The sequence below is a fragment of the Solibacillus sp. FSL W8-0372 genome (genome assembly GCF_037969735.1).
GTDB lineage: Bacteria > Bacillota > Bacilli > Bacillales_A > Planococcaceae > Solibacillus > Solibacillus faecavium.
Genome location: NZ_CP150204.1, coordinates 1,184,378 through 1,209,273 on the forward strand (window position 1 = coordinate 1,184,378; position 24,896 = coordinate 1,209,273).

The window sequence follows — 24,896 nt, forward strand, 5'->3', positions numbered from 1 at the left end:
CTTACTTTCCGAAATCATCCAGAGAAGATAAATATTCCAAAAAGGAATTGATAAATTAGGCAGAGGAGAAAGAGGTAACGTGGAAGTTGAGTCGTGGGTACTTTGTTTAATCGATTTTGAAAGCGAAGAACCATCCTTCTATTACAATCTAAATAATAAAAGTTCGTGCGTAAGGTTAGGAATCAATGCGAAGTCAAAGAAAGTGAACTCATATAGTTAGTTTGAAGATTATAAAAGGGATAATAGACGTTCCAAGAGATTTATTAATTGATTCTATTATAGAAACATTTGATGAACTTGGCTTAATTAATAATAAATTATAGATAAAGCTAAAATATTTTGAAATAGAAAAAAGCTACGGTTGCGCCCGTAGCTTGGATTTAGAACAGCCCTTTAATCTGTACAATAATATTTGTCAGAGGGGTGTCTGTTTAATGTTCTTCAAGTATTAAGCAGCAGAGTAATCTAACTGTGAGAGAACTTGATTGTACACGTCTTTTTTTACAATATAAAATGTTTTTTCATCATATGTAACGATTACTTGCCCAGGCTTAACAAATACTTTGGCTGTTTCTAAATTAGCGTATTTAGTACCTAAAATTTTTGAAATGTTCATTTAAAAAACTCCTTTAATGTTTCTATTATTGTTGTTCCCAAAAAAATTAAAGTTTAAAAGCATTTTTATAAAGTTTTAATGCCCAAATTGTAGGGATAGGTACAAACTCATAAAAATAGCGCTATTTCAAATAAGGGCATACAATTACTGGTAATTTATAACTTATATGCTTGTTTGACCGAAAAAATGCCTCTTACTTGTTAGTTTTGTCTAGCTATTAAGGGGCATTTTACTTAGGGTATGGGAGTTTCGGTGTTGTAAATACCGAATAATTAGACTATTCTAATATAAGATACTTAATTTTCCAGAAAATGAAATATAAAGGTTGGTGTTGCATTCATGCTACGAGCGTTAAAAGTTGGGTTGTTGATTGAACGTACGAATCGTAAAAACTTGGTGGCGCTATTAGCTGTTGTAGTTGTCGTGTTTGGTATGATGTTTTTCATTAAGGCACAGGAGGTTGGACAGCAGCTAGATGAAAAGAAGAGTGATTTTTATAATGGTCGCGCAGCCCTGTCAAAGTTTCAGGTAAAGGATGCTTCTGAAGATGGGGATGGTAGTGATCTTTTTAAAAATTTGACGAAGCAAAACAGGTCGATTGCCTTACAAATAGCGGCATTAACAATGGATAATTATCCGTTGTATTATGAGGCTTCAATGACTACAGCAGAGCTTCGAAAAGAGGCATTTGATCTGGAGGACTATGATAAAGTGGCGGATTTATTGCCTACTAAGCTAGAAAATACACTGAACTATATGTATTTTAAACAGATGGTAGATTCCGAGAAACAAACAATCAGTGATTTATCACAATACATACCGTTCCTACTTTATTTTTTCAGTATTGCTGGTTTTGGTTGGTATATTTTTATTAGCTTTTACACGAGCTCAATTTTGTTGGATGATTTTGAACACACAAGTTTAGTGAAAGGTTATCCAGTGCGGTTTGATCAGTACATTCTGTCGAAATGTGTCATTGCATTTGGCTATGTGCTCGCGTTTATTGCACTCATCTTTATATGTTCGTTGTTAAGTCTTAGAAATGGCTTTGGAGATATTACGGAACCTGTTCGTGTGTTTTTAGGTGAACCGACACTCGTTTCAAGTATTTCCTATATTGGACGAGCAGTACTGTACATGATTGTTATATCAATTTTTGTCATGCTACTGTCGATTATTCTGAATGTACTCCTTAAAAACATGTATTTAACTTTATTTGTTCACTTTATTTTGTTCTTTTTACCGATTATATTCCCATCACTGATTAGTCTGTTTCCATATAATCCGTTCAATTTTATGAGCTTTAATGAAATTTTAGCTGGTGTTCCGGTTGATTTAGAAAAGTCAACAACAATTACGATGAATCAAGGACTTATCCTTATGGTCATTTGTATTGTATTGATGCTGGTTATTATACAGCGCTTCTTCTCAACTGGAAAAATAAATCGAGCGTAAGGGGGGACAGATATGCGGGGATATTTTGTTTTTGAATTGAAGCAATTTTTTACGAGCAAGAAAAATATTGCAGTGTTCGCTTTACTGACATTTGCTGCTCTCTTTTATGCGTTTAAACTTGCGCCGGCTTATGACCCGATAGAAAAGGTAGACTATGATGAAATTGAGGCGAGGTATTTAACTCGTGCGGAGTTTTTAGATTCGATGTTTGGTAAAAGTTTATATGGTTATCATGAATCTGTTGGACACGCTGTCAGTATGTTTGGTTTCCTGAATCCTTATGATGAGCGACGTCTACAAGCTCTTGATGAAGGGGACTTACGTAATTATGCAGATGAAACGAGTGATTGGTACTATTACACCAATGTCTATACTTATCGTAACGAATTACTTGCATACAACCCACGCTATTATATGGAAGACAGACGATTTGCTGAAGAGGAAGCTTACTATGCCTACTTTGAACAATTTCAGCGTTATGATACATATAAACGTGTATGGTACGATTTAACGATTGAAATTTTAGAACAACGAACGGCACTTCAAACCTTAGAACGCTTATTGAAGGGACCTTTACCATACATTCTATTAATTGCCACGCTATTACTGACAATTGATATCGTAACGAAGGATCGTCGTCATCCATCTGTTTTAAAGGGTTTTCCAATTGCAGACTGGAAGCGGCTATTGGTTAAGGTATTTGTTGGATTAATAGGCAGTGTGTTTCTATGGATTCCGATTATCGTTGGTCTGATGATTGTTGGCTTCCAATTTGGCTTTGGGAACCTTGATTTACCAGTTCCTGTTTATGGCTATGAATTGATTGCAAATGAGCAAGGTAAATTTGTCCATATGTCTATGGGGATATTTTTATTCCGCTGCTTCTTATTATTAGCAACTTGGATGGTAGTAATTGTTTCAGCAGTACTATTATGCAGTATTATATTCCGCCAAGAAATGTTTAATTTGTTGGTGGGAGGATTACTTATTTTTGGTGATCGCTTTTACGCAAGTCGTGGTGTCGGCTATTTCTGGAATGTCGAATATTTTCCAATATCTTATGTCCAGGTTGGGAATATTGTATCGAAATATCAAAATTTCTATTTTACAAGTGAAGGATTACACGACATGCTCGGCTTGAAATTACTATTAGCGAGTGCAGCGATTATCATTGTATTAACATTGCTTATTTCACTATCGAAGCGCTTTAGATTGATTAAATAGGAGGGGTAACATGATTGATATTCAAAACATAACGGTGCAATTTGGAACACGTACAGTGTTAAATGACATTGAGATAAAGTTTAATCAAGGAGAAATGATCGGCCTTGTTGCACCAAACGGAACAGGGAAGTCGACGCTAATGAATGTCATTATGAACTATTTGCAGCCAACAAAAGGAAAAGTACTCTTTAACGGTAATTTAACTTATTCAAGTAAATCAAACGAAGTGAAAATTCATCAGTTTGTGTCCATGATGCCGGACCAAAGCGACTTGTACAATCATTTAAGCGGACGGACACATTTGAAAATGTACGCTGCGATGTGGAAGTCGGACCCAAATCTAATTGATCAAACAATAGAAGCATTGAATATGGGGCATTATGTAAATAAAAAAACAGGGACTTACTCACTCGGAATGCGTCAGAGATTATGTTTTGCTATGCAAATTGTTGCGAATACAGACATTATGATGATGGATGAAGTAATGAACGGTCTGGATCCAAACAACGTGGAAATTATCTCGAAGATTTTATTGAAGAAAAAAGCCGAGGGAAAAATGATTATTATTGCTTCTCATTTATTAGATAACCTGGAAAAGTATGCGGACCGGATTTTCTTATTTAATGAAGGTAAGCTTGTCAATACGAATGAAATTATTGAAGGGTTTAGTCAGGCAAAAATTAAAACGATCCGTGTGAAAAATATGGATGAGTCTGTTAAAGCTCTGCTGAAAACAAAGTATCCATTGATAAAGCATCAAACATTGGTTACGGAAATGACTTTGCTGCATCTTCCAAGTTCGGAACAGCAACTATTAAGTGATTTAACTGCTTTTTTAGTTGAGAATAATGTAATGGACTTTGCATTTGGTAAAGTGACATTAAATGATTTATACGCACTTTATTATCACGAAGTTGTATAAAGTAAAAGCCTTCGTCATTTCAATACGACGAAGGCTTTTTTTCGAAATAAAATAGGTATTTAACGGAAATCCATTACTCTGCTATTTAATTCGAACATACTTCTGTAGTATATTGGTCATTTTATTAATGAAGGGGATGGTGTACATGTAATGGTGGAAGGACTAGCCAGCCTTTTTCTTTATTTAGGCGTAATAGCTTAGCTCCAAGTTGTGCTTTAGCTGTATGGAATTGAGCAAACAGTAAGCCAATATCTTCTCTCATCGCCATACCCATTACTTGACTGCAGCTTACTAAACCGGCAGCGGCATCCATTGATAAGGTTGCACTAATTTCCGGATCGTTAAATCTTGCGCCAGGTGGAATATTTTCGATTCGTGCTTCAGGACGTTCTGGTGGAGCTGGTGGAAGGGCAACACCATTTGTTTTAAGTATTTTTTCCAATTGCTTCACTTCATCTCTAGCGCATTGAATAAAATCCTCAATAATTTTTTTCAGATCTTGGTCACCTGCGTGATTATAGAAAGTTTGATATCCCGCAATCATTCCGTAACCTGTAGCTAAACTTGTCCAAATGCTGAAAACCTCTCCATAATGTAAAGGTTCATCTTTTGGATTGCCGGTAAATATACCCACAATAACACTTCCTTTCAAAATTAGGTGAATTTCATAACAACGTTAGTATGAGACAATAAAAGAAATTCAATTCATATGTAATTAAAGAAATGAAGTGCCAAAGAAGATATATCAAATTCATTAGAAAGAAAAAGCCAGCTCACATAGGCGGGAGCTGGCGTACATAAATAATTATTTTTAAACTAATTTATTTTACTTAAACAATATGTAAAAACCAACTTTATTTAAGCTGGCACTCCGTGAACTCTTTTGTATATTTCCTTCTCGATTTTATCTTTTGGCTGTTTTAAAGCAATTTCCAATACATCCAAAATAATTGTTGAAATTTGCTGTAAAATTTGAGAATCTTGGGAAGTTATTTTCTTTTCGTTTTTTTGTAATTCAATATCTTTACGTAGGAGCGTGTTCATTAGTTGGGCAGCTTCAAGATGATTACTCGTATTTAAAATGATTGCGTGGTTTCTTTGACGATTCGTATTACGGTCATTCCATTCGGTAGGTTCACTCGAAAAACAATTCATAATTTCCATTGCTTCGCTATGATTTAAAAGTTTCTCAAGTTGTGAGTTACTGCTATCTACAGGGTGATATAAAGTTACGCCAGGTTTGATTTTTGATTGCATAACATAGTAAAGCATAGTTTCTCCTGTGAAATTTTGTTCCGTAATGCCATCGATCCGACAAATACCATGCGATTTATAAAACGTTAAATCACCAATTTTATACATACATACGCCTCCAAAGATAATTATAATTTTAATCTTATAGCATATAAACACTTAAGTCAACTTAGTTGACTTAAACGTTCAGAGTTGTCAACTTGAATTAATTTTTTTCCTTTAGTATGATGCTTCATGATATTTAATTAATTGGTAGATAGAAAGAAGGGTGTTTGAATGATTGATTTTATAGAATTATTATATAGACAACATAAACAGTTACGTCAGCGGGCAGAAATAATGTGGAATGAAAACAATGAACTACGTTTAACAAGCTCGGAATGGTTTGTCCTTAAAAATATATATGAAGGATATGTAACAGTTCCTGAGTTAGTGAAACAGTTGGATATTTCTAAGCAGGGGGTTCATAAATTCATAATTTCTCTTCAAGATAAGGGATTGATTACTACCGAATTAAAAAAAGAATCGAAAGTTCAAAAAGTATCTCATTTAACGGTAGAAGGAATAGATATTATTAATAAGAGTAAAAAGATGGAGTTAGAAATTGAAAAGATGGTAAGGGAAACAATAGGGGACAAGGAATATGAAATGCTGTTGGAGATGCTTAAAAAGCCACTCGTAAAAAATTAGCCATCTATTACTTCATATATTATAAGAAGTCGTGTATCTCCCTGAAAAGATGAGATATGCGACTTTTTTGATTTTATTTAATAAAGAAAGCTCAATTTAATTATATTTGAGCTTATGGGCCAGAATTACGGTATGCCGTAATAAAGCATTAAAATAAATTATTAAAGGGAAGTGAATTTAAACTTTGTAATAGACAGATGAGTTTTTTTATTGTATACTCAGTGTAATGAGATTGGTTACAAGACAATAATAAATTCACCTATTACAAAGAGTATTAGTGTTTTATTTTGTGCTTTTTGTAATATGTGAATTTTTTTCTTTTGGGAAAATTGCGATCTTATTAAATTTAATTAAATGGAGGTCATTTATTATGACACAAGGTACAGTAAAATGGTTTAACGCAGAAAAAGGTTTCGGCTTTATCGAAGTTGAAGGCGGTTCTGACGTATTCGCACATTTCTCAGCTATTCAAGGTGAAGGTTTCAAATCACTTGAAGAAGGTCAAAAAGTTGAATTTTCAGTTGAAGACGGTCAACGTGGCCCACAAGCTACAAACATCGTAAAACTTTAATTTTAATGATGTAACCATAGAAGAGGTTTCCTTTCAGTAGGAGACCTCTTTTTTTCGTCTCTAAAAAAGTTTCACCATGTAGGTGCGCTTCCTATTTTATACAAAAAGAAGTGAGCAGAAATAGCCAATCGGTATTGTTACCCACAGTAAAAGATTATTAAAAAGTAAATGGAAGTAAGAGGTATTTTCCAATTTTCCATTGGATGTCATTTTTAATCTCAATAGTACCCCAATAAACCAGATTGGTAAGATAAGAAAAAATTCCGGTGTAAAAGAATTAACATCACCTAATGCCCCGTCTGCAAAAAACCAAGCAATAATTAATGCCACAATACCGCTTAAAATAATGTTAACAATCACTAAAATTGATTTAATTTAATATCACCTCTTTCTTTTATTTATAGTGTATGAATGATTTACGGTAAGGAAAACTACCCGCATATAAAAAACGCCCATTTCAATGTTGCAAAATGGGCGTTTTTTATGTTGCGGAGGGGAACCGCTAAGTGAATGACTTTGTTAGTTCGTGTTTATCCAAGTAGGTTGTGCTTAACTACTTCATATGCCTGACAAATATTTAAGTAAGCCTCTTTGTGCTCAGCAATCATTTCAACTGCAATTTCATATAAATCAGAAGTGTCTGTAGTGACTAAATCGTTCAATACGGCTGCTTCCATCTTTTCAACAAATGTTAAAATTTCTGTATTCATATATTTCATCTCCGAATCGGTGTTAGTTGTTACTCTAAATATACAGCAAATAGACGTCTGACCTCAAAGGAAATGGTTGAAAAATGCGGGAATTTGTTAATAATTTGACGATAAAATGAACTTAACCAATATTAGCTCTTTGAAAGCGTTTTTCTAAAAATAATCAAAATATTACAAATGAAAAGTCTGCTTCAAAATACATCATTTGAAACAGACTTTTCGTTATTTTATATTTTCACTACATCGGAGAACACTGCCTCAACCCCCAGGGTCTCCATCTGACTGGCTATTTTGTGATCGTTGACTGTGTAGGCTCTTACAATAACACCGTTTTTAATAGCTCGCTGTATAATTGACCGCATGCCATAGTAGTAGGGGATATGAATGGCTTCACTGTTAAAATTCTTCACATATTCCTCCAGATTTACTACGAGCGAAGCAAATAGCAGCGCGGTTTTGACGTTAGGCATAATTTGCTGGAAACGTGCAATGCTTTCGTGGTTGAACGAAGAGATGATTATACGTTTTTCTAAATCAAAAGCATGAATCTCGTTTGCGATAAGTGCCTCAATACCTGGATATTCGAAAATATCTGATTTTATCTCGATATTAATAATGTGATGTGTCGGCTTGAATACATTTAACACTTCAGTAAGGGTAGGGATTGTTTGGCCTGCAAATTCAGGAGCAAACGAAGCACCAAAATCAAAAGTACGAAGTTCCTGCAATGTCATATCTTTTACAAAACCTTTGCCATTGGACGTGCGATTGATTTTCTCATCATGAATCACAACTAATTGATTGTCTTTCGTTAAATGAACATCAAACTCCACACCCCAAACATCTAACTTTGCCGCTTCCTGAAATGCAATGAGTGTATTTTCAGGATAATTTTCACTATATCCTCGATGAGCAACTATATTCATCTATTTACCCACTTTCCTATTTTTCACAGGCAATGCCATCTTTGTCGCGATCACTTTTACTGTTTAATTTATATAATTCAGCAGAGACGAACGGTTGGTGCTTTGTTTTACCGCCTTTATTCTTAACATTTGCCGCTTTTGCAACTCCGCCTTTATAAACAACATTTAGTTCTGAACAGTTTTTGTATTCGACTAACTTCACTTTACTTTTTGTAGCTGCTTCGGCTTCAATTGTGGAAAATGATAGGGGACCAATAACGAAAGCGCTTAGTAAAATTACTGAAATAAATTTTTTCAATGAAAATTCCTCCTAAAAAAATCATTTTTCTACATTTTACCAAATAAATAAGCGAATTCACAAGGGAGGCTGTGAATTCGCTTATGACTAACCCATAATATGATAACCGCTATCGATATAAATCGTTTCGCCTGTCACGCCACGAGATAACTTGCTTAACATAACGATTGTCATATCAGCAACTTCCTCTTGGTTCGTGTTGCGTTTTAACGGAGCTGTTTCTTCGATTTTGTGTAAAATTTGATTGAAGCTTGGTACACCTTTTGCTGCTAATGTACGAATGGCGCCTGCTGAAATGGCATTTACACGGATATTATCTGCACCAACATCTGCTGCTAAGTAACGCATAGAAGCTTCAAGTGCTGCTTTTGCTACACCCATTACATTATAGCCATCAAGAACTCGCTCAGCACCTAAATAAGTCATCGTCACAACAGATCCGCCATCCGTCATGTAAGGCTTGGCTGCTTTTGTTACAGCGATTAAAGAGTATGCACTCGTATCCTGTGCAAAAGCATATCCTTCACGCGTAGTTTCAACAAAACGATTGTGCAGATCTTCTGCGTGTGCGAAGGCCACCGAATGGACGATTCCGTGAATGACTTTATATTGTTCCCCAATTTGAGTGAAGGCCTTTTCGATGCTCTCATCACTATTAACATCACATTCAAAAACAGCTGTATTGTGCTCCTCATAACCTATTAAAAGTTTTTCGATTTTTCCTTTAGAACGTTCTTTGCGATATGTAAAAATAACATTTGCGCCTACTTCAAAAAGCTTTTTCGCGATACCCCAGGCGATACTTCTTTCATTGGCTACACCCATTACAACTATATTCTTGCCTTTTAACTCCAATAAATCCATAACGACACCCCTAAAATAGTTAGTTATTATTAGTACCTGCTACTAATAATAACTATAACATCTCTAATAATGATGCGCAATATGAAAAAAAGAAAAATAAAAAGTGATTCTTTAATCAAAATTAAAGAATCACTTCGTTTGCTTACGTATTATTCAAATTTTAAAGAATCGCCATCAAACGTTTCTTCAGCTACTTTAATAGAATCTGTTGGGCAGCCTTCAAATGCATCTTGCATGTCTTCTAGTAGATCCTCTGGAACTTCAGCTGTACCCATGTTATCATCTAAAATAACGAAAGCGATACCTTCATCATCATAGTCATAAATATCTGGTGCAGCAGCGCCACAAGCGCCACAAGCGATACATGTATCTTTATCTACGATTGTATATTTTGGCATTGTTACCTCTCCTTTATCCGTTCGTTTCCATAAAGCTCTTATTTATTCTAAATGTGTTTTCAGCACTTTTCAACCTAATACTACGAAAATGAGGGATTTGATATGCTAATCCAACAAATTCTTTTGAAAATATTATATACATTCCAGCAAGAAAGAACAATTTCGGCTGCTTACCATCTGTTAAAAGGCAAGAGATCAGGGCAGACGATTCATGATGTAGGGCTATTTAATCTCTATCCTTTTTTTGGTCTGCTACCAAAGCTGACACGTCAAAAATTCGATGAGCAGATTGATTTATTGTTTGCTAAAAATGCTATTTTAATTGAGGAGAATGGGTATTATAGCATCACAGAACATGGAAAACAACTTGCTGCGCAATCGTTGCCAATCTCTTTCGATAGTTGGCATTATCGCGGGAATGAGCATCTATTTTTTAGTCGGGTCTCACTTATTGTACAAAGTCTGTCGCATCAGCTACATCAAAAAAACACGTTTATCCCTATTGAAAGAAATGAACAAACACAGCAATGGGTCCGTAAATTTTTACTGCGCCATCATTACCAAAAACAGATGCTGCAGCAGTCATTACATAGTGAAATATCAGCAAGCCTATCCCAACTGGCAATAGAAGAAAATATTAAAGATTTAATGATTTACCGATTATCAGGCTATAACGAACCTGGTTTTACGTGGCAACAGCTGGCATTTGGTTATGAAATGCAGGAAATGGATGTCCAACTTCTTTATATAAGCGGACTACATGCATGGCTAAATGAGCTGTATCAAAAAACAACCCTTTATCCATTATTGCATGAGATCATGCAAAATATTCGTGTCGAAGTACTGTTGACTTCTTCAGCCAATGCAACTGCAAAGCTTTACAAAGTAGGAAAAACGATTGAGGAAATTAGCCATATCCGTCGTTTGAAAAGCAATACGATTGAAGATCACATTGTTGAAATGGCGATGAACGTAATGGATTTTTCAATTGAGCCATTTGTAACAATTGAAGAACAGCAGCAAATTCTAGCGGCAGTCGAAGATTACGGAACGAAACGTTTAAAAACATTGAAGGAAATATTACCGCATCTAAGTTATTTTCAATTGAGACTAACATTGGCGAAAGGAGCTGTTACAACATGAATTTACAAGCCGCTTTAAAACAATATTTTGGATATGATGCATTTCGACCAGGGCAAGAAGAAATTATCGGAAATATTTTAAAGGGTAAAGATGTTGTTGCCATTTTGCCGACTGGTATGGGGAAATCTCTTTGTTATCAACTGCCGGGGTATTTATTTCAAAAACCTGTTTTAATTGTATCGCCACTTTTATCACTTATGCAGGACCAAGTGGACCAGTTGAAACAAATGGGGGAAAAACGGGTCGTAGCCCTCAATTCTTTCTTAACAATGGAACAAAAAAAATACGCCCTTCATTTTTTGCAGGAGTATCGCTTTATTTTTATCTCTCCTGAAATGCTTCTACAACCTCAAGTGAAAGCACGTATCCAGGAGATAGAGCTATCACTCATTGTAGCGGATGAAGCACACTGTATTTCACAATGGGGTTTTGATTTCCGTCCTGATTATTTACGTATTGGAGAAGTGCTCCCACAATCAAACCGCCCGCCAATACTTGCATTGTCGGCAACAGCTACTGACACGGTGCTCCGAGACATAAAATCGTATTTAAAGATGGATGAACCTTTTCAATATATGCACACGGTAAACAGGGAAAACATTCATTTAGTAAAAAAAGTGTTTACACATAGAGAAGAAAAGATTGAATGGATTATTGAACATGTGAAAAGTACAGCGGGACCTGGAATCATTTATACACAATCTAGGGCAAAAGCCGAAGCAATTAGTTTGCAGCTCATTCAGCAAAATGTTGCCGCTGCTGCCTATCATGCCGGAAAGGAAGCACAGGATCGCCAATTTATCCAACAGCAGTTTTTGGCAGGGAAACTCGAGTGGATTGTCGCAACAAATGCATTTGGGATGGGGATTCATAAAGAAAATGTACGACAGGTAATTCATGAAACAATGCCGGCTACTTTGTCCAATTACATGCAGGAAATCGGTCGGGCAGGGCGAGATGGGGATTCCGCTGTCGCATTTTTGCTGTATTGTGATGGGGATGAACAATTTGCTAAATTTATCGCCACTGAAGATTTGCCGAAAGAAGTGCATATTGAGCGATTTATGCAAACCGTCGCTGCAGGTCAACAGCCAGAATCCTTACTTACAAATGGGGAATTGTCGGAAGTCGTATTTCGTGTTTTAAGTTATTGGCTGGCGCGGGAATCTCCTGAAAAAGTGAAAAGTAGAATGCAGAATATGCAGCTGAAAAAGTTTGAAGAAGTGGAGCTTGTTCTAAAGCTCATTTCCCTTGAAGAATGTATGCGAAGACAAGTAGTTCGTTATTTTGGACAGCACTTAATAGAGCAGCAGGAAAATTGCTGTACAAATTGTGGAATAGAATTATCTAACCTTGTTCAAAAGAGAGATTTATCGAAAGGAACAGTTAAAATGACAAATTGGCAACAACGCTTGGACAAATTACTACTACGAAACTTGTAATCTACTCGCGAACCGTTTACTTTTTTGGAGAAATTCGTCATAATAAAATTATATTTTTAGTAGTTGGAGGGGTGCAGAACATGGCAAAAGAGGATTACCGGGAGAAGGTAGAAGAGCATCGCCAAGAGATTGACCTACATAACGAGTCAGGTTCAAAAGTGTCTCGTGTTAGCAGACATCGAAAAAAGAGTGCAAAAAAACAATCAAACCCAATGATGACAATCTTAACGGTTGTCTTAATATTTATTCCCCTAACAATTTTAGGGTACGTCTGGCTTATATATGAACCGAGCACGTCTGCAAGAGAAAGTGCAAGCGGTGGGGAAGAAAATTTAGTGGAAATTCAAAAGCAAAATCCACAAAGTCCGGCATCTATTAACAGCGATGAGGACAAAAAAGACACAGACGAAGATCAAGCAACTGAAAATGCCAAAGTCGATGACGAAAAGGCAGAAAAAGAACGTTTAGCTGCTGAAGAAGCCAAAAAGGCTGAAGAAAAATTGGCTAAAGCAAGAGCTGAAAAAGATGCTGCAGAGGCAAAAAAAGCCGAAGAAGCACAAAAGGTTGCAGCTGAAAAAGCAAAAGAGCTTGAGGAAAAGAAAAAAGCAGCAGCTAAAGCGGAGCAAAAAACACATACCGTTTCTTCATCGGACAATTTATATCGAATTGCGTTAAAGTACTACGGTAACGGTAGCCCTGCATATATTGAAAAAATAAAAGCTGCCAATAATTTATCATCTGATAGTATTACAGCTGGGCAAGTTTTAGTAATCGTTCCATAAAAGCAGTAAAACATTTCGTATATCGATATGTAAAAAAGACGATCCGTTTTGGTGCTCGTCTTTTTGTTTGTTAAGAAAACGTTAAAAATGGATATTGTATAAACAGTATTTGCTTTTATATTGGAGGATTGCGCATGGTTTTTATTGGGATTATCGGGAGTGTTTGTATTATATTGTTGCTTTTTATGTATATGCAGGCACATGAAAATAACCTTCGTATGCATGAAGTACATACAATAGGTAAACAACAGGAGAAGGTACATTTGTTTTTTATTTCCGATACACATGCTCGTAAAATTGATGAAACGATGATTACATCAATAAATAAAAGAGTAAGTGCTGTCATAATTGGTGGAGACTTCGTAGATCGCCGTACAACAGAAGAAACTTTCCTTCATAATATACGGGTTGTTAAGCAACTCGGACCAACCTATTTTGTATGGGGGAATAATGATGTTGAATTTGGAGAACATAAGCTTCGCCAACTATTAAAGAAGCACGAAATTAGAATACTTGAAAATGAGTCGATTAAGCTGGCTAGCGAAAATGGCTTAACGATCAGTGCAGTTTCGTATCGTCCAGGTGAAGGGAATATTCAACGTGCAATCGATTATTGCGTGGAATCTCAAACAGTATTTATTGCTCACAACCCTGAGTTATTTAAAAAAGTACATCAAAAATTTCAACCAATACTTAGTATTGCAGGACATTTGCACGGAGGACAGATTCGGCTGGGAAAATTGGGTGTCCAACCGCATGGGTATTTCAAAAAGGTTCAAAACCGCTATGAACTAGTAAGCAACGGCTATGGCACAACCCTCTTACCATTACGATTCGGCGCAAAGCCCGAGTGTCATTTAATAGAAATAAATTTCAAAGAGAAGTCTTTGTAAAATAGAAAAGAGCAGTATAATAAGGTTATTGTATTTGATTAAGGAGCTGTTACTATGCAAAAGGTAGACGCAATCATTGTCGGTGGAGGTCCATGTGGATTATCAGCAGCGATTGAACTACAAAATATCGGATTGTCACCACTTGTCATTGAAAAGGGAAATATCGTCAATGCGATATACAATTATCCAACACATCAAACATTTTTCAGTACGAGCGAAAAATTAGCCATTGGTGATGTGCCATTTATTATTGAAGAACGAAAGCCAAAGCGTAATCAGGCTCTTGTCTATTATCGTGAAGTAGTGAAAGCGAAAAAAATTCAAGTCAATCGTTTTGAAATGGTGAAAAGTGTAGAAAAAACGAACGGTTTATTTATCGTACAAACTGATAAAGATATTTATGAAACACCTTATGTAGTTATTGCTACAGGATATTATGATCATCCAAACTATTTGAATATTCCGGGTGAGGACTTGCCGAAAGTTCATCATTATTTTAAAGAAGGCCATCCTTTTTTTGATTTAGACGTTCTCGTTATTGGAGGCAAAAATTCGGCGATCGATGCTGCGCTGGAGCTTAACAAAGCTGGGGCACATGTAACGGTCATTTATAGAGGCAATGATTATTCTCCAAGCATTAAGCCATGGGTACTTCCAGAATTTTTGGGACTTGTACGCGAAGGTGAAATTACGATGCACTTTAATACAGAAGTAAAGGAAATCCGTGAGAAAGAAGTAATTTTAGAGATAGAAGGAGTTACCGAAACAGTAGGCAACGATATTGTCTTTGCAATGACTGGCTATCATCCGGACCACCGATTTATAAGTGCAATGGGTGTTCATATTGATAATGAAACAGGAAGACCGGCTTTTAATCCCGAAACGATGGAAACGAATATCGAAAATTTGTTCATTGCCGGAGTGATAGCAGCAGGCAATAATGCAAATGAAATTTTTATTGAAAATGGTCGCTTCCATGGAGGGTTAATCGCAAAAAATATCGCAAATGAAAAAACTACATAAGGGGTGAATTTTTTGAAGAAAAAAGTAGTGCTAATCACCACAGGCGGTACTATTGCCAGTACGCGAAACGATAAAAATAAGCTGGAATCCGGTAAGCTTGATGGACAGGCAATTTTATCGATGTGCCAGCTTGAAAATGATATCGATATTGAATTAATTGATTTATATCAAATTCCGTCGATGCATATGACATTTGAAAATTTAAATCACTTGAACAAAACCATCACAAAAGTCTTTCAAGATCCATCTGTAAGCGGAATTGTGGTGACACACGGGACAGACAGTCTAGAGGAAACTGCCTATTTTTTAGAGTTGACATTATATGATGAACGCCCGGTTATTGTGACAGGTTCACAAAAATCTCCTGAAGACATCGGAACGGATGTCTATTCTAATCTACGTAATTCCTTATTAGTGGCATCAAGTGATGAGGCAAAAAATATAGGCATTTGCGTAGTATTTAATGAAAAGATTCTGCATTCAAAGTATGTAAAGAAAACACACTCATCAAGTATTAACGGGTTTGGTGCTATTGGTTACGGTATGCTAGGTTTTATTGATAACGATGAGGTTGTTATCTATCAAAAGCCAACGCATAAAGAAGTGTATCCAATAAAAGAAAGTTATCCTACAGTAGAAATTGTTTTTGCTTATTTAGGAGCTGGCTCAATTATTTTAGATGCTCTTTATGAAGCTGATATTGAAGGGATAATTCTTGTAGGTGCAGGACGAGGTCAGGTGGCGCCTCAAATGATGGGTGCAATCGAAAAGCTTTGTCAAAAAGGGACAAAGGTCGTTTTGACAACATCGACAGAGGAAGGGCGCGTATTCCCTACATATGATTATTATAGTAGCGCTAATAATCTAAAAGATACTGGTGTTATTATGGGGGGCGACTTTGATCCGAAAAAAGCCCGTTTAAAACTCCTGTTAATGCTGGCAAATGGCGATACGAATTATGCTTCTTTTATGCAATGATATCTAAAAACTCGGTTAGAAATTACCGAGTTTTAATTATTTTTATACAAATATTGGATACTGGTAACTGTGATTAAATAAATAGTGATATACTATTTAGAACTTGAGAATCGAAAGGAGCCGGCCACATGTTTATAGTTTTATCTGCAGCAATTGCGCCGGGTCTAGCCCTTTTAAGCTATTTTTATCTGAGAAATCAAATGGATACAGAGCCAAGGCGTACATTATTTCAAGCGTTCATTTTTGGCGCTATTATTACGTTCCCCGTTTTATTTTTGCAATTCGTTTTAAAGGAAGAGGAAACATTTTCGAACCCTTTTTTTATTAATGTCATTTTTACGAGTTCGATTGAAGAATTGGTAAAATGGCTCATCATTCTGGCTGTTATTTTACGGCACGTCGAATTTGATGATCCTTACGATGGTATTTTATATGGCGCAGCTGTGTCACTAGGGTTTGCTACTGTGGAAAATGTGATTTTTCTGTTATCGTTTGGACTTGACCAGGCGTTCATGCGGGCACTTTTACCAGTTTCAAGTCATGCTTTGTTTGGCGTGGTTATGGGATATTATTACGGGAAAGGTAAGTTTTCGAGCGAAACAATTATGAAAAAATATATTGCGCTCGCTTTATTTGCCCCAATTGGACTTCACATTATATATAACTCCATTCTATTGTTGGAAGAGTACTTCATGTATGCAATGTTGCCGTTTATGTTATTCCTTTGGACGTTTGCACTTCGCAAAGTCAAACAGGCGCATGAGCATTTAATAGATCATTTATCCCAAGGCGGGGATACATAATAGGTTTGATACAGAATTTTTTGTATCAGACCTTTTTTGTTGCGTAAAAAAATGCAATTTGTTTAAAAGTAAATTGTTCACTATTTTATGAACGAAATGTATTTTTCGGATGTATAAACTTTTTAATTAACTCCATCCTACTAAAAAAGGAGTGGAAATGACATTGAAAAAGATTGTATTATTCATACTCATTTTGTCAGGTAGCTTTGCAAGTCATACAATTGCATTTTCAGATCAAGAAGTGCAGCGTGGTGCTTTTGGGGATGATGTGGTTGAACTACAGGCACGATTACAATATTTAAGCTTTTATCATGGCAAAATTGACGGCAAATTTGGATATGGAACGTATTGGGCTCTGCGTAATTTCCAGGAACAATACGGACTTCCGGTAGACGGAATCGCGGGTCAAAAAACGAAAGAAAAGCTTGTAAATAACTCTGATTTTGATAGGGCCTTTGTACATGAGCAAATTAATGCAGGTAATCAGTTTACGTACTATGGAGGTATGCCTTTAAAAGACCAAGTGAAAAAGAATAACTCAACTGCAAGCACAGGCTCAGGATCGGGAGCGAACAAAGGATCTGGAACAGGTGCTAATTTGACGGATTCTATGCAATTACCACCAGGGTATTCGGAACAGGATTTGCAAATACTAGCAAATGCTGTTTACGGAGAAGCACGTGGTGAACCTTATGAAGGACAAGTTGCTGTAGCAGCGGTAATTTTAAATCGCTTAGAATCTCCTGAATTTCCGGATACTATTTCGGAAATTATATTCCAGCCTTTAGCTTTTACAGCAGTAGCAGATGGTCAAATTTGGCTTACTCCGAACGAGCGTGCTAAGCAGGCTGTTCTCGATGCTATTAATGGCTGGGATCCGTCTGAGAACGCTCTTTACTATTTCAATCCTGTAACAGCAACAAGTAAATGGATATGGTCAAGACCTCAAATCAAACAAATCGGCGAACATATATTTTGCTTATAAAAGGGTGTGAATCATGAGAAACTTTGCGTATTTATTAGGGTTATTCGTTGTCATATTAGGATTTGTATCGTTTGACTTATTTACTCAAAACAAACAGCTTGAACGCTCGGTTTTTGCCGCTCAAACAAGAGATTTATCAGCGGCAACAGAAAAATTGTCAACGTTACATTCAACAGTCGAGCAATCTTTAATATTTCAAGATGAAAAAGCGTTAAATAATGAATTAGATTCAATTTGGCGCATGAGTAGTGATTTAAGGAAGTCTGTAGCCAATTTGCCGATACAGCCGGAAGTTCAAAACGAATGGATGCGCTATTTAGGGAAAATCGGTGATAATGCAAAGCAAGCGGCAGTAACAGGTGATTATGAAAATTGGCAAAAAAAGATGAATACTGTTGCAGCTAATTTACATGCGTTTGCAGAAGAATGGAACACCGCAACAGTAGCATTTTATGAAAATGATGGCGATATGAAAAAATGGTCGAATAACCATACAACTGATCTAAGTGAATCACCATTTATGAATGTTTCGAAACAATTAAAAACATATAATGAAACTGATTTTCCTTTAACTGCCAGTGAGTCTGATTATGAAAAAAAGCGAGACTTACAACATATAAAGGATGAGAAAATCACAAAAAGTGAGGCAATAAAGAAATTTAAAAATTTCTTCCCAAATATTGATGATGCCCTTGTTACTGTCACAAAAAGTAGCGATGATGCCCCATATCCTTTTTATCATATCCAGTTTATCCATGGATCGAAAATTGGTTATGCTGATATAACAGAAAATGGCGGTCATCTTCTTTCGTTTTTATTGGAAAGACCGGTGAAAAAACATCCATTATCACATGAAGAAATTTTGAGTACTGCCGAAAAATTTATGAAAAAGGTCGGCTATTCTGACGTAAAAATTGCCGAATCAAGAGAAAATCACGAGGCATGGCATTTCGTATTTTCAAGAGTTCATGGTGAAGATGAAGCGCTTGTATATCCAGATAGTATCCAGGTGAAAGTTGCAAAAGACAATGCTGAAATTTTAGGTGTCAATGCAATGGAATATATACAGGAAGAAAAAATACCGACTCAAGGTGAAGTACCAATCGATTGGGAAAAATTCTTTTCCGATCAAGTATCTGTAGAAGAAACGAAAAAAATCTATACAGCTAACAAAAGTCTGGAGCTACGTAAATGCTATGAAGTAATTGCAAGATTAAATAATAAATCCAACGATTCTTTCCGTATTGTAATTGATGCAGAAACACATGAAGTAATTAAGAATGAAAAGTTAAATTAGTGAACTAATTGTAAAAATATAGCTAAATTCCCTTTCCCGTGAGATAATAGATTATCATAATATTTGTAACGGAGAGAGACAAATGGAACTTAAGATTGGAACACAATTAACATTAGAGCCAACATATACGGAAAGAACAGAAAAGTTCAAATGTCGTGTAGTGGAAAAACACAACAATATGATTTTTATCGATTATCCGATTAATTTAGCAACGAAGAAAACAGCTTTTTTAATAGATGGTGCACAATTTCGAGTGACATTCAGTACGGATGCAAAGGATACCTATTCTTTTAATACCGAAGTTTTAGGGCGTAAAGGCGGGGATGTTCAGATGATCATCCTCTCACATCCTGCTTCTGATGAATTCATAAAAATACAACGTCGAAAGTTTGTCCGTGTAGAAACACCTGTAGATATTGCGGTTGAACATGAAGGACAGAAATTTCAGTTTGTGGCTGAAGATATTAGTGCTGGCGGTATTTTAATACGTTTAAAAACTCCGGTGAATTTTATTGAAGGTGACATGGTGAATACTTTAATAGTATTGCCGTTTGCAAATGGAGAGATTCGATACGTTGAGACAAACTCCGAAGTAGTTAGAGTTTTCGAGCGGGATGGAATTCAAGTTGCGTCATTACAATTTGCCGACACTGAGGATTTTGATAAACAACAAATTGTGCGCTTCTGCTTTGAGCGTCAAGTGTTAATTCGAAAAAAAGAAATGAACGAAATATAAAAACATGAAGATCTGAAAAGTACCCACTTTTTAGATCTTTTTTAGATAGATAATTAAAAGTATCTACAAAAATATCCAAGTAAAAATTAGATTGAAATGAAGTTAATATTTTTCAGGTTATGATACAATAACTACGGAAAGTAGGGATTTAATTATGGTTAAAAAAATTCAAATTGCAATTGATGGTCCAGCCGGGGCAGGTAAAAGTACAATTGCAAAAATAGTGGCCGAAGCGCTTCAATTTACGTATATAGATACAGGAGCAATGTATCGTGCTGTTACGTATAAAGCATTGAATGAAAACATACAATTACATGACGCAAAGTCTATAGAAACAATGCTGCAAAATACAACAATTACATTAAAGCCATCAGAGCAGGGGCAAATTGTTTTTGTAGATGGACAAAATGTGTCTGAAGCAATCCGTTCAAATGAGGTAACTGCAAATGTTTCGGAAGTCGCAGCACATGCAAATATTCGCGAAATACTAGTTTCAATGCAACAAAAGTTGGCAGCGGATGGTGGAGTTGTGATGGATGGACGAGATATCGCAACACATGTATTAAAAGATGCGGAACTTAAAATATTCATGTCGGCAACTGTTGAAGAACGGGCACGTCGTCGCTTCCTTGATAATGAACGACGCGGAATTCCTTCTACAATTGCAACATTGCAGCAGGAGATTGCACTCCGGGACAAGCTTGACAGCGAACGTGAAGCTTCACCACTTATCCAAGCAGATGATGCACTATTTTTGGATACAACACATTTAACAATTGAAGAAGCTGCACAGGAAATTATAGAATTAGCACAGCAAAAAATGAGCTAATTTCTATGGTTATCCTATGTAACGCATGAAATTTCTGAAAATAAAGGGTTATTTTTTGTCTTTGTCGATCATTTGGAATAAAATAAAGGTGGATAATGCGAAGGAGGGCTACATATGTCTGAGGAAATGAATTTAGGGTTAAACCAAAAATTTCAAGAAGGAGATATTGTGAAAGGTGTTGCTGCACAAGTTGAAGAGAAGTCAGTGACAGTTTCTATCGAGGGGGCACCTTTTGATGGAATTATACCTATTAGCGAACTTTCAAGCTTACACATTGAAAAAGCTTCCGATATAGTTTCAGTTGGAGATCAGCTTGAGCTAATCATTACAAAAGTTGAGGAAGAAAATTTTGTTTTATCAAAGCGAAAAGTCGATGCACTTCAAGCATGGGATAAGCTAAAAGAAAAATTCGAATCCGGTGAAATTTTCGAAGCGGAAATTAAAGATGTTGTAAAAGGCGGACTTGTCGTAGATTTAGGCGTTCGTGGTTTCGTTCCCGCATCACTGGTAGAGGACTACTTTGTAGAAGATTTTGAAGACTATAAAGGAAAGACTTTACGATTAAAAATTACAGAATTAGATAAAGACAAAGGTCGACTTATTTTATCTCATCGTGCAGTGCTTGATGAAGAAAAAGCTTCGAAAAAGCAACAGGTTATCCAAAACATCAATCAAGGCGATGTATTGGAAGGTACGGTTCAACGTTTGGCGAAATTCGGTGCTTTTATTGATTTAGGCGGCATTGATGGGTTAGTTCATATTTCGCAAGTGGCTCATGAGCATGTAGAAGATATTTCTACCGTTTTACAGGAAGGACAAGCCGTAACGGTAAAAGTCCTTTCAGTTGATATTGATAATGAGCGTGTATCGCTATCAATTAAGGATACATTGCCTGGTCCGTGGACAAACATTACGGAAAAGGCTGCAAAGGGCACTGTTTTAACGGGTACTGTTAAACGTCTTGTTACATTTGGTGCGTTTGTTGAAGTATTCCCGGGAGTTGAAGGTCTAGTTCATATCTCTCAAATTTCACATAAGCATATTAATACACCACATGAGGCATTGAAAGATGGGCAAGAAGTGGAAGTTAAGGTGCTAGAAGTGAATGCAGATGAAAAACGTCTTGCATTAAGTATTAAAGCATTACAGGAAGATTCAGATGCAGAAGAGGATTTCGATTACGAGCTTCCTGAAGAAAATAAAGGATTCTCATTCAGCGACGTTATCGGTGACCAGCTGAAGGGCTTTAAAAAACAATAACACAAAGAATGCCCATGTAAGCAAACGCTTATGTGGGCATTTTTTGTTTTTGTTTATGAATAGTTAAAATTGAGTGAAAAAAATAAAGGACTGCCAACCACTCATTTCACTAGGTCGACAGTCGAAGGGCTGCGATTAATATTTTCTAGTTATTTCGAATCGGAGGAGCAGTTTCCTGTGGAGTTAGCTCTCTAATTAATACGGGAACTGGGTAGTCAAAACCTTCTTTATTTTCAAGTCTTACAGCATACAGTGATTGGAGTGCTTGATGATCTTCTGGGCGGAAGGTCATAGTACCCTTTGGAGATTCAAAGCTCATTCCTTCCATTGTCTCAATAAGTTTGTCTGTATCGGTATTTCCCTCTGTTTTCTTTAATGCTTCAACTATTGCTAAAGCTGCACTCATTCCACCTGGTGTGAAAAGGTCTGGTACCTCCCCATTAAAGCGTTGTTTGTGCTCCTCTACAAGCCAAGTATTTACTTGGTTGTCTGGTAACTCATGATAATACACTGTAAAGCCTTCCATTCCCACAAGAGGTTTCATGATAGGGAAAGTCGCTATATCTGCAACGCCAGTAGAGATTTTAATCCCTTTTTCCTGAACTTTCATATCACTGATTTGCCCCCAAGGCGTATTGGAGCCAGCCCAGATAACATATAAATAATCAGGCTTTAGACCGATAATCTTTTGAATATTAGAAGTGAAATCTGTAGCGGCAGGATCCACATATTCTTCATGAACAATATCTGCTCCTAACTTGATCGCTGCCTCTTTAAATGCAGCAACCCCATCTTGTCCGAACGAGTAATCAGGGGCAAGAGTTGCTATTTTGACTCCTTTTTTAGCGATAGCAGCTGCACCCGCAACCGCATCTTGAGATGAATTTCGTGCTGTACGGAAAATATACTTATTGAATTCTGCACCCGTAATACTATCTGCAGCAGCTGGCTCTACAACCATTATTTTTTCATACTCCTCTGCAAGCGGTAAAACAGCTAGTGTGTCACCGGAGCTAGAAGAACCTACAAGAAAATCAACTTTATCTTCTTCTAATAGTTTGGTAGCTTTTTGTACTGCTACCTCAGCTTTTGTCTCTGTATCCTCTACAATAAACTCAAGTTTACGACCTTCAACTTCCATTGTTCCATTCGTAGCATACTCAAGACCAAGCTCAAAGCCTTGAACAGATTGTTTTCCGTATGCTTCTAAACCACCAGTTAAAGATGCAAGTACTCCAATTTTAATAGGTACAGCATCTTTCGCTTCTGCCCCTTCTACATTTTCATTTTCATCAGCACTGCATCCAAAGACAAACAATAGAAGTGATAAAAAAAGACCTAAATATATATATTTTCTAGTAAAAATTTTCACTTTCTTCCTCCTTAGTCTTTGATTTTTTTTAATGTTGTTGCTGCCCATGTGTAACCTGTTCCAGCACTGACCGCAACAATGATGTTCCCTTTTTTTAATCTATTTTCTGTCTCAGCCAAATGGAGACCTACAAGCGGGTCCAGGGATGACATATGACCATAATGGTCGAGATATACTGCTTTTTCTTCGGAAAGCTCTAGTCCGTCTAAAATCTGAAGAAACATCGACTTTTTTGTATGCAATGGAAGGAGCATATCAATATCTTGCAACGTATATCCGCTTTTTTCTACCGATTCTTTTACTACCTTAAAAAAATTAGCTACAGATATGGGATCAAGCCGTTCTTTCATATCTGTAGGGTCTTTCACATCGATGAAATGAAGATTCTTATTAACTGTTTCATGGGAAGCGGGAAGAGCAGAACCTCCAGCTGGTACACGTATATCGTCGTGGAATGAACCGTCTGTATATATGGATGATTCTAAAATTTCAAATTTGCCATTATCTCTTGATAGAAGGGTAGAGGCACCCCCATCAGCAAAATTGAACATAAATCTTGATCGAGGATTTTGATAGTCTATAATTTGTGATTCTTTACATCCTCCGACTAGTAAAATCTGGTTAATAGTCGTATCAGAAGTTAACATATCCTTTGCAACTTTAAGTGCGATAGGGAAACAAGAGCTTACATTCATTATTTCAAAGGCATAAGCATTTTTTGCGCCAAGCTTATGTTGAATTTTTGGTGCACTGGACCAAACTCCATAGTCTTTATACGGACTTCCAAAATATATAACCACGTCTATAAGCAGCGGGTTTACCTTCTCTAGTATTGGCAATGCAGCATTAATCGCCATATCGGAAGCATGCGTGGAAGAGTCCGCCACATGTTTCTCATAGAGACCGAATTTCTGTATTATTACATCTTCTGGAATACCTGTTTTCTTTTCTAGTATCCGAGCTGTTTCAACATCGGGTGGAAAATATGTGCTTGTATGAACGATTTGTATCATATTTTTGTACCCTCCTTTGGCATCATCATTTTTGCTTCTCCTTGTAACACAACAGTATTATCTTGTTTTCGGCAAATCGTCTCGAGCCGAAGGATTCCCCGTTCTGGATCGATTTCTAAAATTTCGGCACTAGCAGTTATCGTATCTCCTATGAAAACAGGTTTTAGAAATTTTAGCGTTTGCTCTAAATAAACCGATCCCTTTCCAGGAAGTTCCATGCCTAAGAGCCTGGATAAAAATGAAGTAGTTAATAAACCGTGCGCAATTCTCTGTCCAAATCTTGTATCTCCAGCATATTCCTGATCAACATGAACAGGGTTATAGTCACCACTTAAACCAGCGAACATGACAATATCCGTTTCGGTAACAGTTCTGCTAAAAGCCGCTTTCTGCCCAACAAAAAAATTCATCG

Annotated in this window: 29 protein-coding genes; 17 read left to right on the forward strand and 12 right to left on the reverse strand. The window is 36.5% G+C overall.

Annotated elements, in window-relative coordinates:
- Nucleotides 1-448: 448 nt before the first annotated feature.
- Nucleotides 449-616, reverse strand: a complete 168-nt coding sequence (locus MKY13_RS05705) for a hypothetical protein (protein WP_339215701.1) — start codon at nt 614-616, stop codon at nt 449-451.
- A 339-nt stretch (nt 617-955) separates the two neighbouring features.
- On the opposite strand from MKY13_RS05705, the gene MKY13_RS05710 reads away from it, so the two are divergent.
- From MKY13_RS05710 to MKY13_RS05720, 3 genes are read left to right on the forward strand one after another with little or no spacing between them, the layout of a single operon-like run.
- Complete coding sequence (locus MKY13_RS05710) at nt 956-2,071, forward strand: ABC transporter (protein WP_339215703.1); 1,116 nt, start codon at nt 956-958, stop codon at nt 2,069-2,071.
- Between the two features lie 12 nt (nt 2,072-2,083).
- Complete coding sequence (locus tag MKY13_RS05715; RefSeq protein WP_191698205.1) at nt 2,084-3,295, forward strand: ABC transporter permease; 1,212 nt, start codon at nt 2,084-2,086, stop codon at nt 3,293-3,295.
- Between the two features lie 10 nt (nt 3,296-3,305).
- Nucleotides 3,306-4,217, forward strand: coding sequence for an ABC transporter ATP-binding protein (locus MKY13_RS05720; RefSeq protein WP_339215705.1), 912 nt, complete (start codon nt 3,306-3,308; stop codon nt 4,215-4,217).
- Nucleotides 4,218-4,341: 124 nt separating this feature from the next.
- Here MKY13_RS05720 and MKY13_RS05725 read toward each other — a convergent pair whose 3' ends face one another.
- The gene (locus tag MKY13_RS05725) at nt 4,342-4,851 is read right to left on the reverse strand and encodes a DUF3231 family protein (protein WP_339215707.1); all 510 of its coding nucleotides are present in this window, start codon (nt 4,849-4,851) and stop codon (nt 4,342-4,344) included.
- Between the two features lie 224 nt (nt 4,852-5,075).
- Nucleotides 5,076-5,579, reverse strand: coding sequence for a CarD family transcriptional regulator (locus MKY13_RS05730; RefSeq protein ID WP_339215709.1), 504 nt, complete (start codon nt 5,577-5,579; stop codon nt 5,076-5,078).
- A gap of 168 nt (nt 5,580-5,747) precedes the next feature.
- Here MKY13_RS05730 and MKY13_RS05735 point away from each other — a divergent pair, with 168 nt between their 5' ends.
- Together MKY13_RS05735 and MKY13_RS05740 are read left to right on the forward strand one after the other, a co-directional pair.
- The gene (locus tag MKY13_RS05735; protein ID WP_339215712.1) at nt 5,748-6,161 is read left to right on the forward strand and encodes a MarR family winged helix-turn-helix transcriptional regulator; all 414 of its coding nucleotides are present in this window, start codon (nt 5,748-5,750) and stop codon (nt 6,159-6,161) included.
- Nucleotides 6,162-6,531: 370 nt separating this feature from the next.
- A complete protein-coding gene (locus MKY13_RS05740; protein ID WP_191698200.1) occupies nt 6,532-6,732 on the forward strand; it encodes a cold-shock protein in 201 nt (66 codons plus the stop codon).
- Between the two features lie 96 nt (nt 6,733-6,828).
- Here MKY13_RS05740 and MKY13_RS05745 read toward each other — a convergent pair whose 3' ends face one another.
- From MKY13_RS05745 to MKY13_RS05770, 6 genes are all read right to left on the reverse strand, one after another.
- A complete protein-coding gene (locus tag MKY13_RS05745; RefSeq protein WP_339215713.1) occupies nt 6,829-7,092 on the reverse strand; it encodes a hypothetical protein in 264 nt (87 codons plus the stop codon).
- A 170-nt stretch (nt 7,093-7,262) separates the two neighbouring features.
- A complete protein-coding gene (locus MKY13_RS05750) occupies nt 7,263-7,442 on the reverse strand; it encodes a hypothetical protein (RefSeq protein ID WP_191698198.1) in 180 nt (59 codons plus the stop codon).
- A gap of 227 nt (nt 7,443-7,669) precedes the next feature.
- Nucleotides 7,670-8,368 carry a glycerophosphodiester phosphodiesterase gene (locus MKY13_RS05755; RefSeq protein WP_339215715.1) on the reverse strand — a complete coding sequence of 233 codons (699 nt, stop codon included), beginning with the start codon at nt 8,366-8,368 and terminating at the stop codon, nt 7,670-7,672.
- 16 nt (nt 8,369-8,384) lie between these two features.
- Entirely contained in the window at nt 8,385-8,654 is a 270-nt protein-coding gene (locus MKY13_RS05760) for an excalibur calcium-binding domain-containing protein (RefSeq protein ID WP_339216861.1), read from the reverse strand.
- A 99-nt stretch (nt 8,655-8,753) separates the two neighbouring features.
- A complete protein-coding gene (locus MKY13_RS05765; RefSeq protein ID WP_339215717.1) occupies nt 8,754-9,530 on the reverse strand; it encodes an SDR family oxidoreductase in 777 nt (258 codons plus the stop codon).
- 149 nt (nt 9,531-9,679) lie between these two features.
- Nucleotides 9,680-9,928, reverse strand: a complete 249-nt coding sequence (locus MKY13_RS05770; protein WP_191698195.1) for a ferredoxin — start codon at nt 9,926-9,928, stop codon at nt 9,680-9,682.
- Nucleotides 9,929-10,051: 123 nt separating this feature from the next.
- Between MKY13_RS05770 and MKY13_RS05775 the strand changes: the two genes are divergently transcribed.
- The 12 genes from MKY13_RS05775 (at nt 10,052) to rpsA (ending at nt 22,099) form a co-directional block, all read left to right on the forward strand.
- Entirely contained in the window at nt 10,052-11,071 is a 1,020-nt protein-coding gene (locus MKY13_RS05775) for a helix-turn-helix domain-containing protein (protein ID WP_339215719.1), read from the forward strand.
- Nucleotides 11,068-12,513 carry a RecQ family ATP-dependent DNA helicase gene (locus MKY13_RS05780; RefSeq protein WP_191698193.1) on the forward strand — a complete coding sequence of 482 codons (1,446 nt, stop codon included), beginning with the start codon at nt 11,068-11,070 and terminating at the stop codon, nt 12,511-12,513. Before MKY13_RS05775 ends, MKY13_RS05780 begins: the two co-directional genes overlap by 4 nt.
- An 80-nt stretch (nt 12,514-12,593) precedes the next feature.
- A complete protein-coding gene (locus MKY13_RS05785; RefSeq protein WP_191698192.1) occupies nt 12,594-13,295 on the forward strand; it encodes a LysM peptidoglycan-binding domain-containing protein in 702 nt (233 codons plus the stop codon).
- A gap of 134 nt (nt 13,296-13,429) precedes the next feature.
- Nucleotides 13,430-14,188, forward strand: coding sequence for a metallophosphoesterase family protein (locus tag MKY13_RS05790; protein WP_191698191.1), 759 nt, complete (start codon nt 13,430-13,432; stop codon nt 14,186-14,188).
- A 54-nt stretch (nt 14,189-14,242) separates the two neighbouring features.
- Entirely contained in the window at nt 14,243-15,211 is a 969-nt protein-coding gene (locus tag MKY13_RS05795) for a YpdA family putative bacillithiol disulfide reductase (RefSeq protein WP_191698190.1), read from the forward strand.
- 12 nt (nt 15,212-15,223) lie between these two features.
- Nucleotides 15,224-16,189, forward strand: coding sequence for an asparaginase (locus MKY13_RS05800; RefSeq protein WP_191698189.1), 966 nt, complete (start codon nt 15,224-15,226; stop codon nt 16,187-16,189).
- A gap of 128 nt (nt 16,190-16,317) precedes the next feature.
- The gene (gene prsW / locus MKY13_RS05805) at nt 16,318-16,992 is read left to right on the forward strand and encodes a glutamic-type intramembrane protease PrsW (RefSeq protein ID WP_191698188.1); all 675 of its coding nucleotides are present in this window, start codon (nt 16,318-16,320) and stop codon (nt 16,990-16,992) included.
- Nucleotides 16,993-17,149: 157 nt separating this feature from the next.
- Nucleotides 17,150-17,977, forward strand: a complete 828-nt coding sequence (sleB, locus tag MKY13_RS05810; protein ID WP_191698187.1) for a spore cortex-lytic enzyme — start codon at nt 17,150-17,152, stop codon at nt 17,975-17,977.
- A gap of 13 nt (nt 17,978-17,990) precedes the next feature.
- The gene (locus tag MKY13_RS05815; protein WP_191698186.1) at nt 17,991-19,274 is read left to right on the forward strand and encodes a PepSY1/2 domain-containing protein; all 1,284 of its coding nucleotides are present in this window, start codon (nt 17,991-17,993) and stop codon (nt 19,272-19,274) included.
- An 82-nt stretch (nt 19,275-19,356) separates the two neighbouring features.
- Complete coding sequence (locus MKY13_RS05820) at nt 19,357-20,010, forward strand: flagellar brake domain-containing protein (RefSeq protein WP_191698185.1); 654 nt, start codon at nt 19,357-19,359, stop codon at nt 20,008-20,010.
- A gap of 154 nt (nt 20,011-20,164) precedes the next feature.
- Entirely contained in the window at nt 20,165-20,839 is a 675-nt protein-coding gene (cmk, locus tag MKY13_RS05825) for a (d)CMP kinase (protein ID WP_191698184.1), read from the forward strand.
- Between the two features lie 114 nt (nt 20,840-20,953).
- On the forward strand, nt 20,954-22,099 hold the full coding sequence (gene rpsA / locus MKY13_RS05830; RefSeq protein ID WP_339215726.1) for a 30S ribosomal protein S1: 1,146 nt from the start codon (nt 20,954-20,956) through the stop codon (nt 22,097-22,099).
- Between the two features lie 145 nt (nt 22,100-22,244).
- Here rpsA and MKY13_RS05835 read toward each other — a convergent pair whose 3' ends face one another.
- From MKY13_RS05835 to MKY13_RS05845, 3 genes are read right to left on the reverse strand one after another with little or no spacing between them, the layout of a single operon-like run.
- Nucleotides 22,245-23,471 (reverse strand): substrate-binding domain-containing protein, encoded by a 1,227-nt coding sequence (locus MKY13_RS05835; protein ID WP_318245163.1) that lies wholly within the window; start codon nt 23,469-23,471, stop codon nt 22,245-22,247.
- A gap of 11 nt (nt 23,472-23,482) precedes the next feature.
- A complete protein-coding gene (locus tag MKY13_RS05840; protein ID WP_191698181.1) occupies nt 23,483-24,484 on the reverse strand; it encodes a 3-oxoacyl-ACP synthase in 1,002 nt (333 codons plus the stop codon).
- A complete protein-coding gene (locus tag MKY13_RS05845; RefSeq protein WP_191698180.1) occupies nt 24,481-24,894 on the reverse strand; it encodes a MaoC family dehydratase in 414 nt (137 codons plus the stop codon). Before MKY13_RS05845 ends, MKY13_RS05840 begins: the two co-directional genes overlap by 4 nt.
- Between the last annotated feature and the right edge of the window lie 2 nt (nt 24,895-24,896).

Excerpts from the sequence above, each read along its gene's own strand:
- MKY13_RS05815 (WP_191698186.1), top strand. The coding sequence starts at position 17,991 with ATGAGAAACTTTGCGTATTTATTAGGGTTATTCGTTGTCATATTAGGA.
- MKY13_RS05715 (WP_191698205.1), top strand. The coding sequence starts at position 2,084 with ATGCGGGGATATTTTGTTTTTGAATTGAAGCAATTTTTTACGAGCAAG.
- MKY13_RS05710 (WP_339215703.1), top strand. The coding sequence starts at position 956 with ATGCTACGAGCGTTAAAAGTTGGGTTGTTGATTGAACGTACGAATCGT.
- rpsA (WP_339215726.1), top strand. The coding sequence starts at position 20,954 with ATGTCTGAGGAAATGAATTTAGGGTTAAACCAAAAATTTCAAGAAGGA.
- MKY13_RS05795 (WP_191698190.1), top strand. The coding sequence starts at position 14,243 with ATGCAAAAGGTAGACGCAATCATTGTCGGTGGAGGTCCATGTGGATTA.
- MKY13_RS05735 (WP_339215712.1), top strand. The coding sequence starts at position 5,748 with ATGATTGATTTTATAGAATTATTATATAGACAACATAAACAGTTACGT.
- MKY13_RS05705 (WP_339215701.1), bottom strand. The coding sequence starts at position 616 with ATGAACATTTCAAAAATTTTAGGTACTAAATACGCTAATTTAGAAACA.
- prsW (WP_191698188.1), top strand. The coding sequence starts at position 16,318 with ATGTTTATAGTTTTATCTGCAGCAATTGCGCCGGGTCTAGCCCTTTTA.
- MKY13_RS05740 (WP_191698200.1), top strand. The coding sequence starts at position 6,532 with ATGACACAAGGTACAGTAAAATGGTTTAACGCAGAAAAAGGTTTCGGC.
- MKY13_RS05840 (WP_191698181.1), bottom strand. The coding sequence starts at position 24,484 with ATGATACAAATCGTTCATACAAGCACATATTTTCCACCCGATGTTGAA.
- MKY13_RS05730 (WP_339215709.1), bottom strand. The coding sequence starts at position 5,579 with ATGTATAAAATTGGTGATTTAACGTTTTATAAATCGCATGGTATTTGT.
- MKY13_RS05770 (WP_191698195.1), bottom strand. The coding sequence starts at position 9,928 with ATGCCAAAATATACAATCGTAGATAAAGATACATGTATCGCTTGTGGC.
- sleB (WP_191698187.1), top strand. The coding sequence starts at position 17,150 with ATGACATTGAAAAAGATTGTATTATTCATACTCATTTTGTCAGGTAGC.
- cmk (WP_191698184.1), top strand. The coding sequence starts at position 20,165 with ATGGTTAAAAAAATTCAAATTGCAATTGATGGTCCAGCCGGGGCAGGT.
- MKY13_RS05845 (WP_191698180.1), bottom strand. The coding sequence starts at position 24,894 with ATGAATTTTTTTGTTGGGCAGAAAGCGGCTTTTAGCAGAACTGTTACC.
- MKY13_RS05720 (WP_339215705.1), top strand. The coding sequence starts at position 3,306 with ATGATTGATATTCAAAACATAACGGTGCAATTTGGAACACGTACAGTG.
- MKY13_RS05765 (WP_339215717.1), bottom strand. The coding sequence starts at position 9,530 with ATGGATTTATTGGAGTTAAAAGGCAAGAATATAGTTGTAATGGGTGTA.
- MKY13_RS05790 (WP_191698191.1), top strand. The coding sequence starts at position 13,430 with ATGGTTTTTATTGGGATTATCGGGAGTGTTTGTATTATATTGTTGCTT.
- MKY13_RS05755 (WP_339215715.1), bottom strand. The coding sequence starts at position 8,368 with ATGAATATAGTTGCTCATCGAGGATATAGTGAAAATTATCCTGAAAAT.
- MKY13_RS05820 (WP_191698185.1), top strand. The coding sequence starts at position 19,357 with ATGGAACTTAAGATTGGAACACAATTAACATTAGAGCCAACATATACG.
- MKY13_RS05785 (WP_191698192.1), top strand. The coding sequence starts at position 12,594 with ATGGCAAAAGAGGATTACCGGGAGAAGGTAGAAGAGCATCGCCAAGAG.
- MKY13_RS05780 (WP_191698193.1), top strand. The coding sequence starts at position 11,068 with ATGAATTTACAAGCCGCTTTAAAACAATATTTTGGATATGATGCATTT.
- MKY13_RS05750 (WP_191698198.1), bottom strand. The coding sequence starts at position 7,442 with ATGAATACAGAAATTTTAACATTTGTTGAAAAGATGGAAGCAGCCGTA.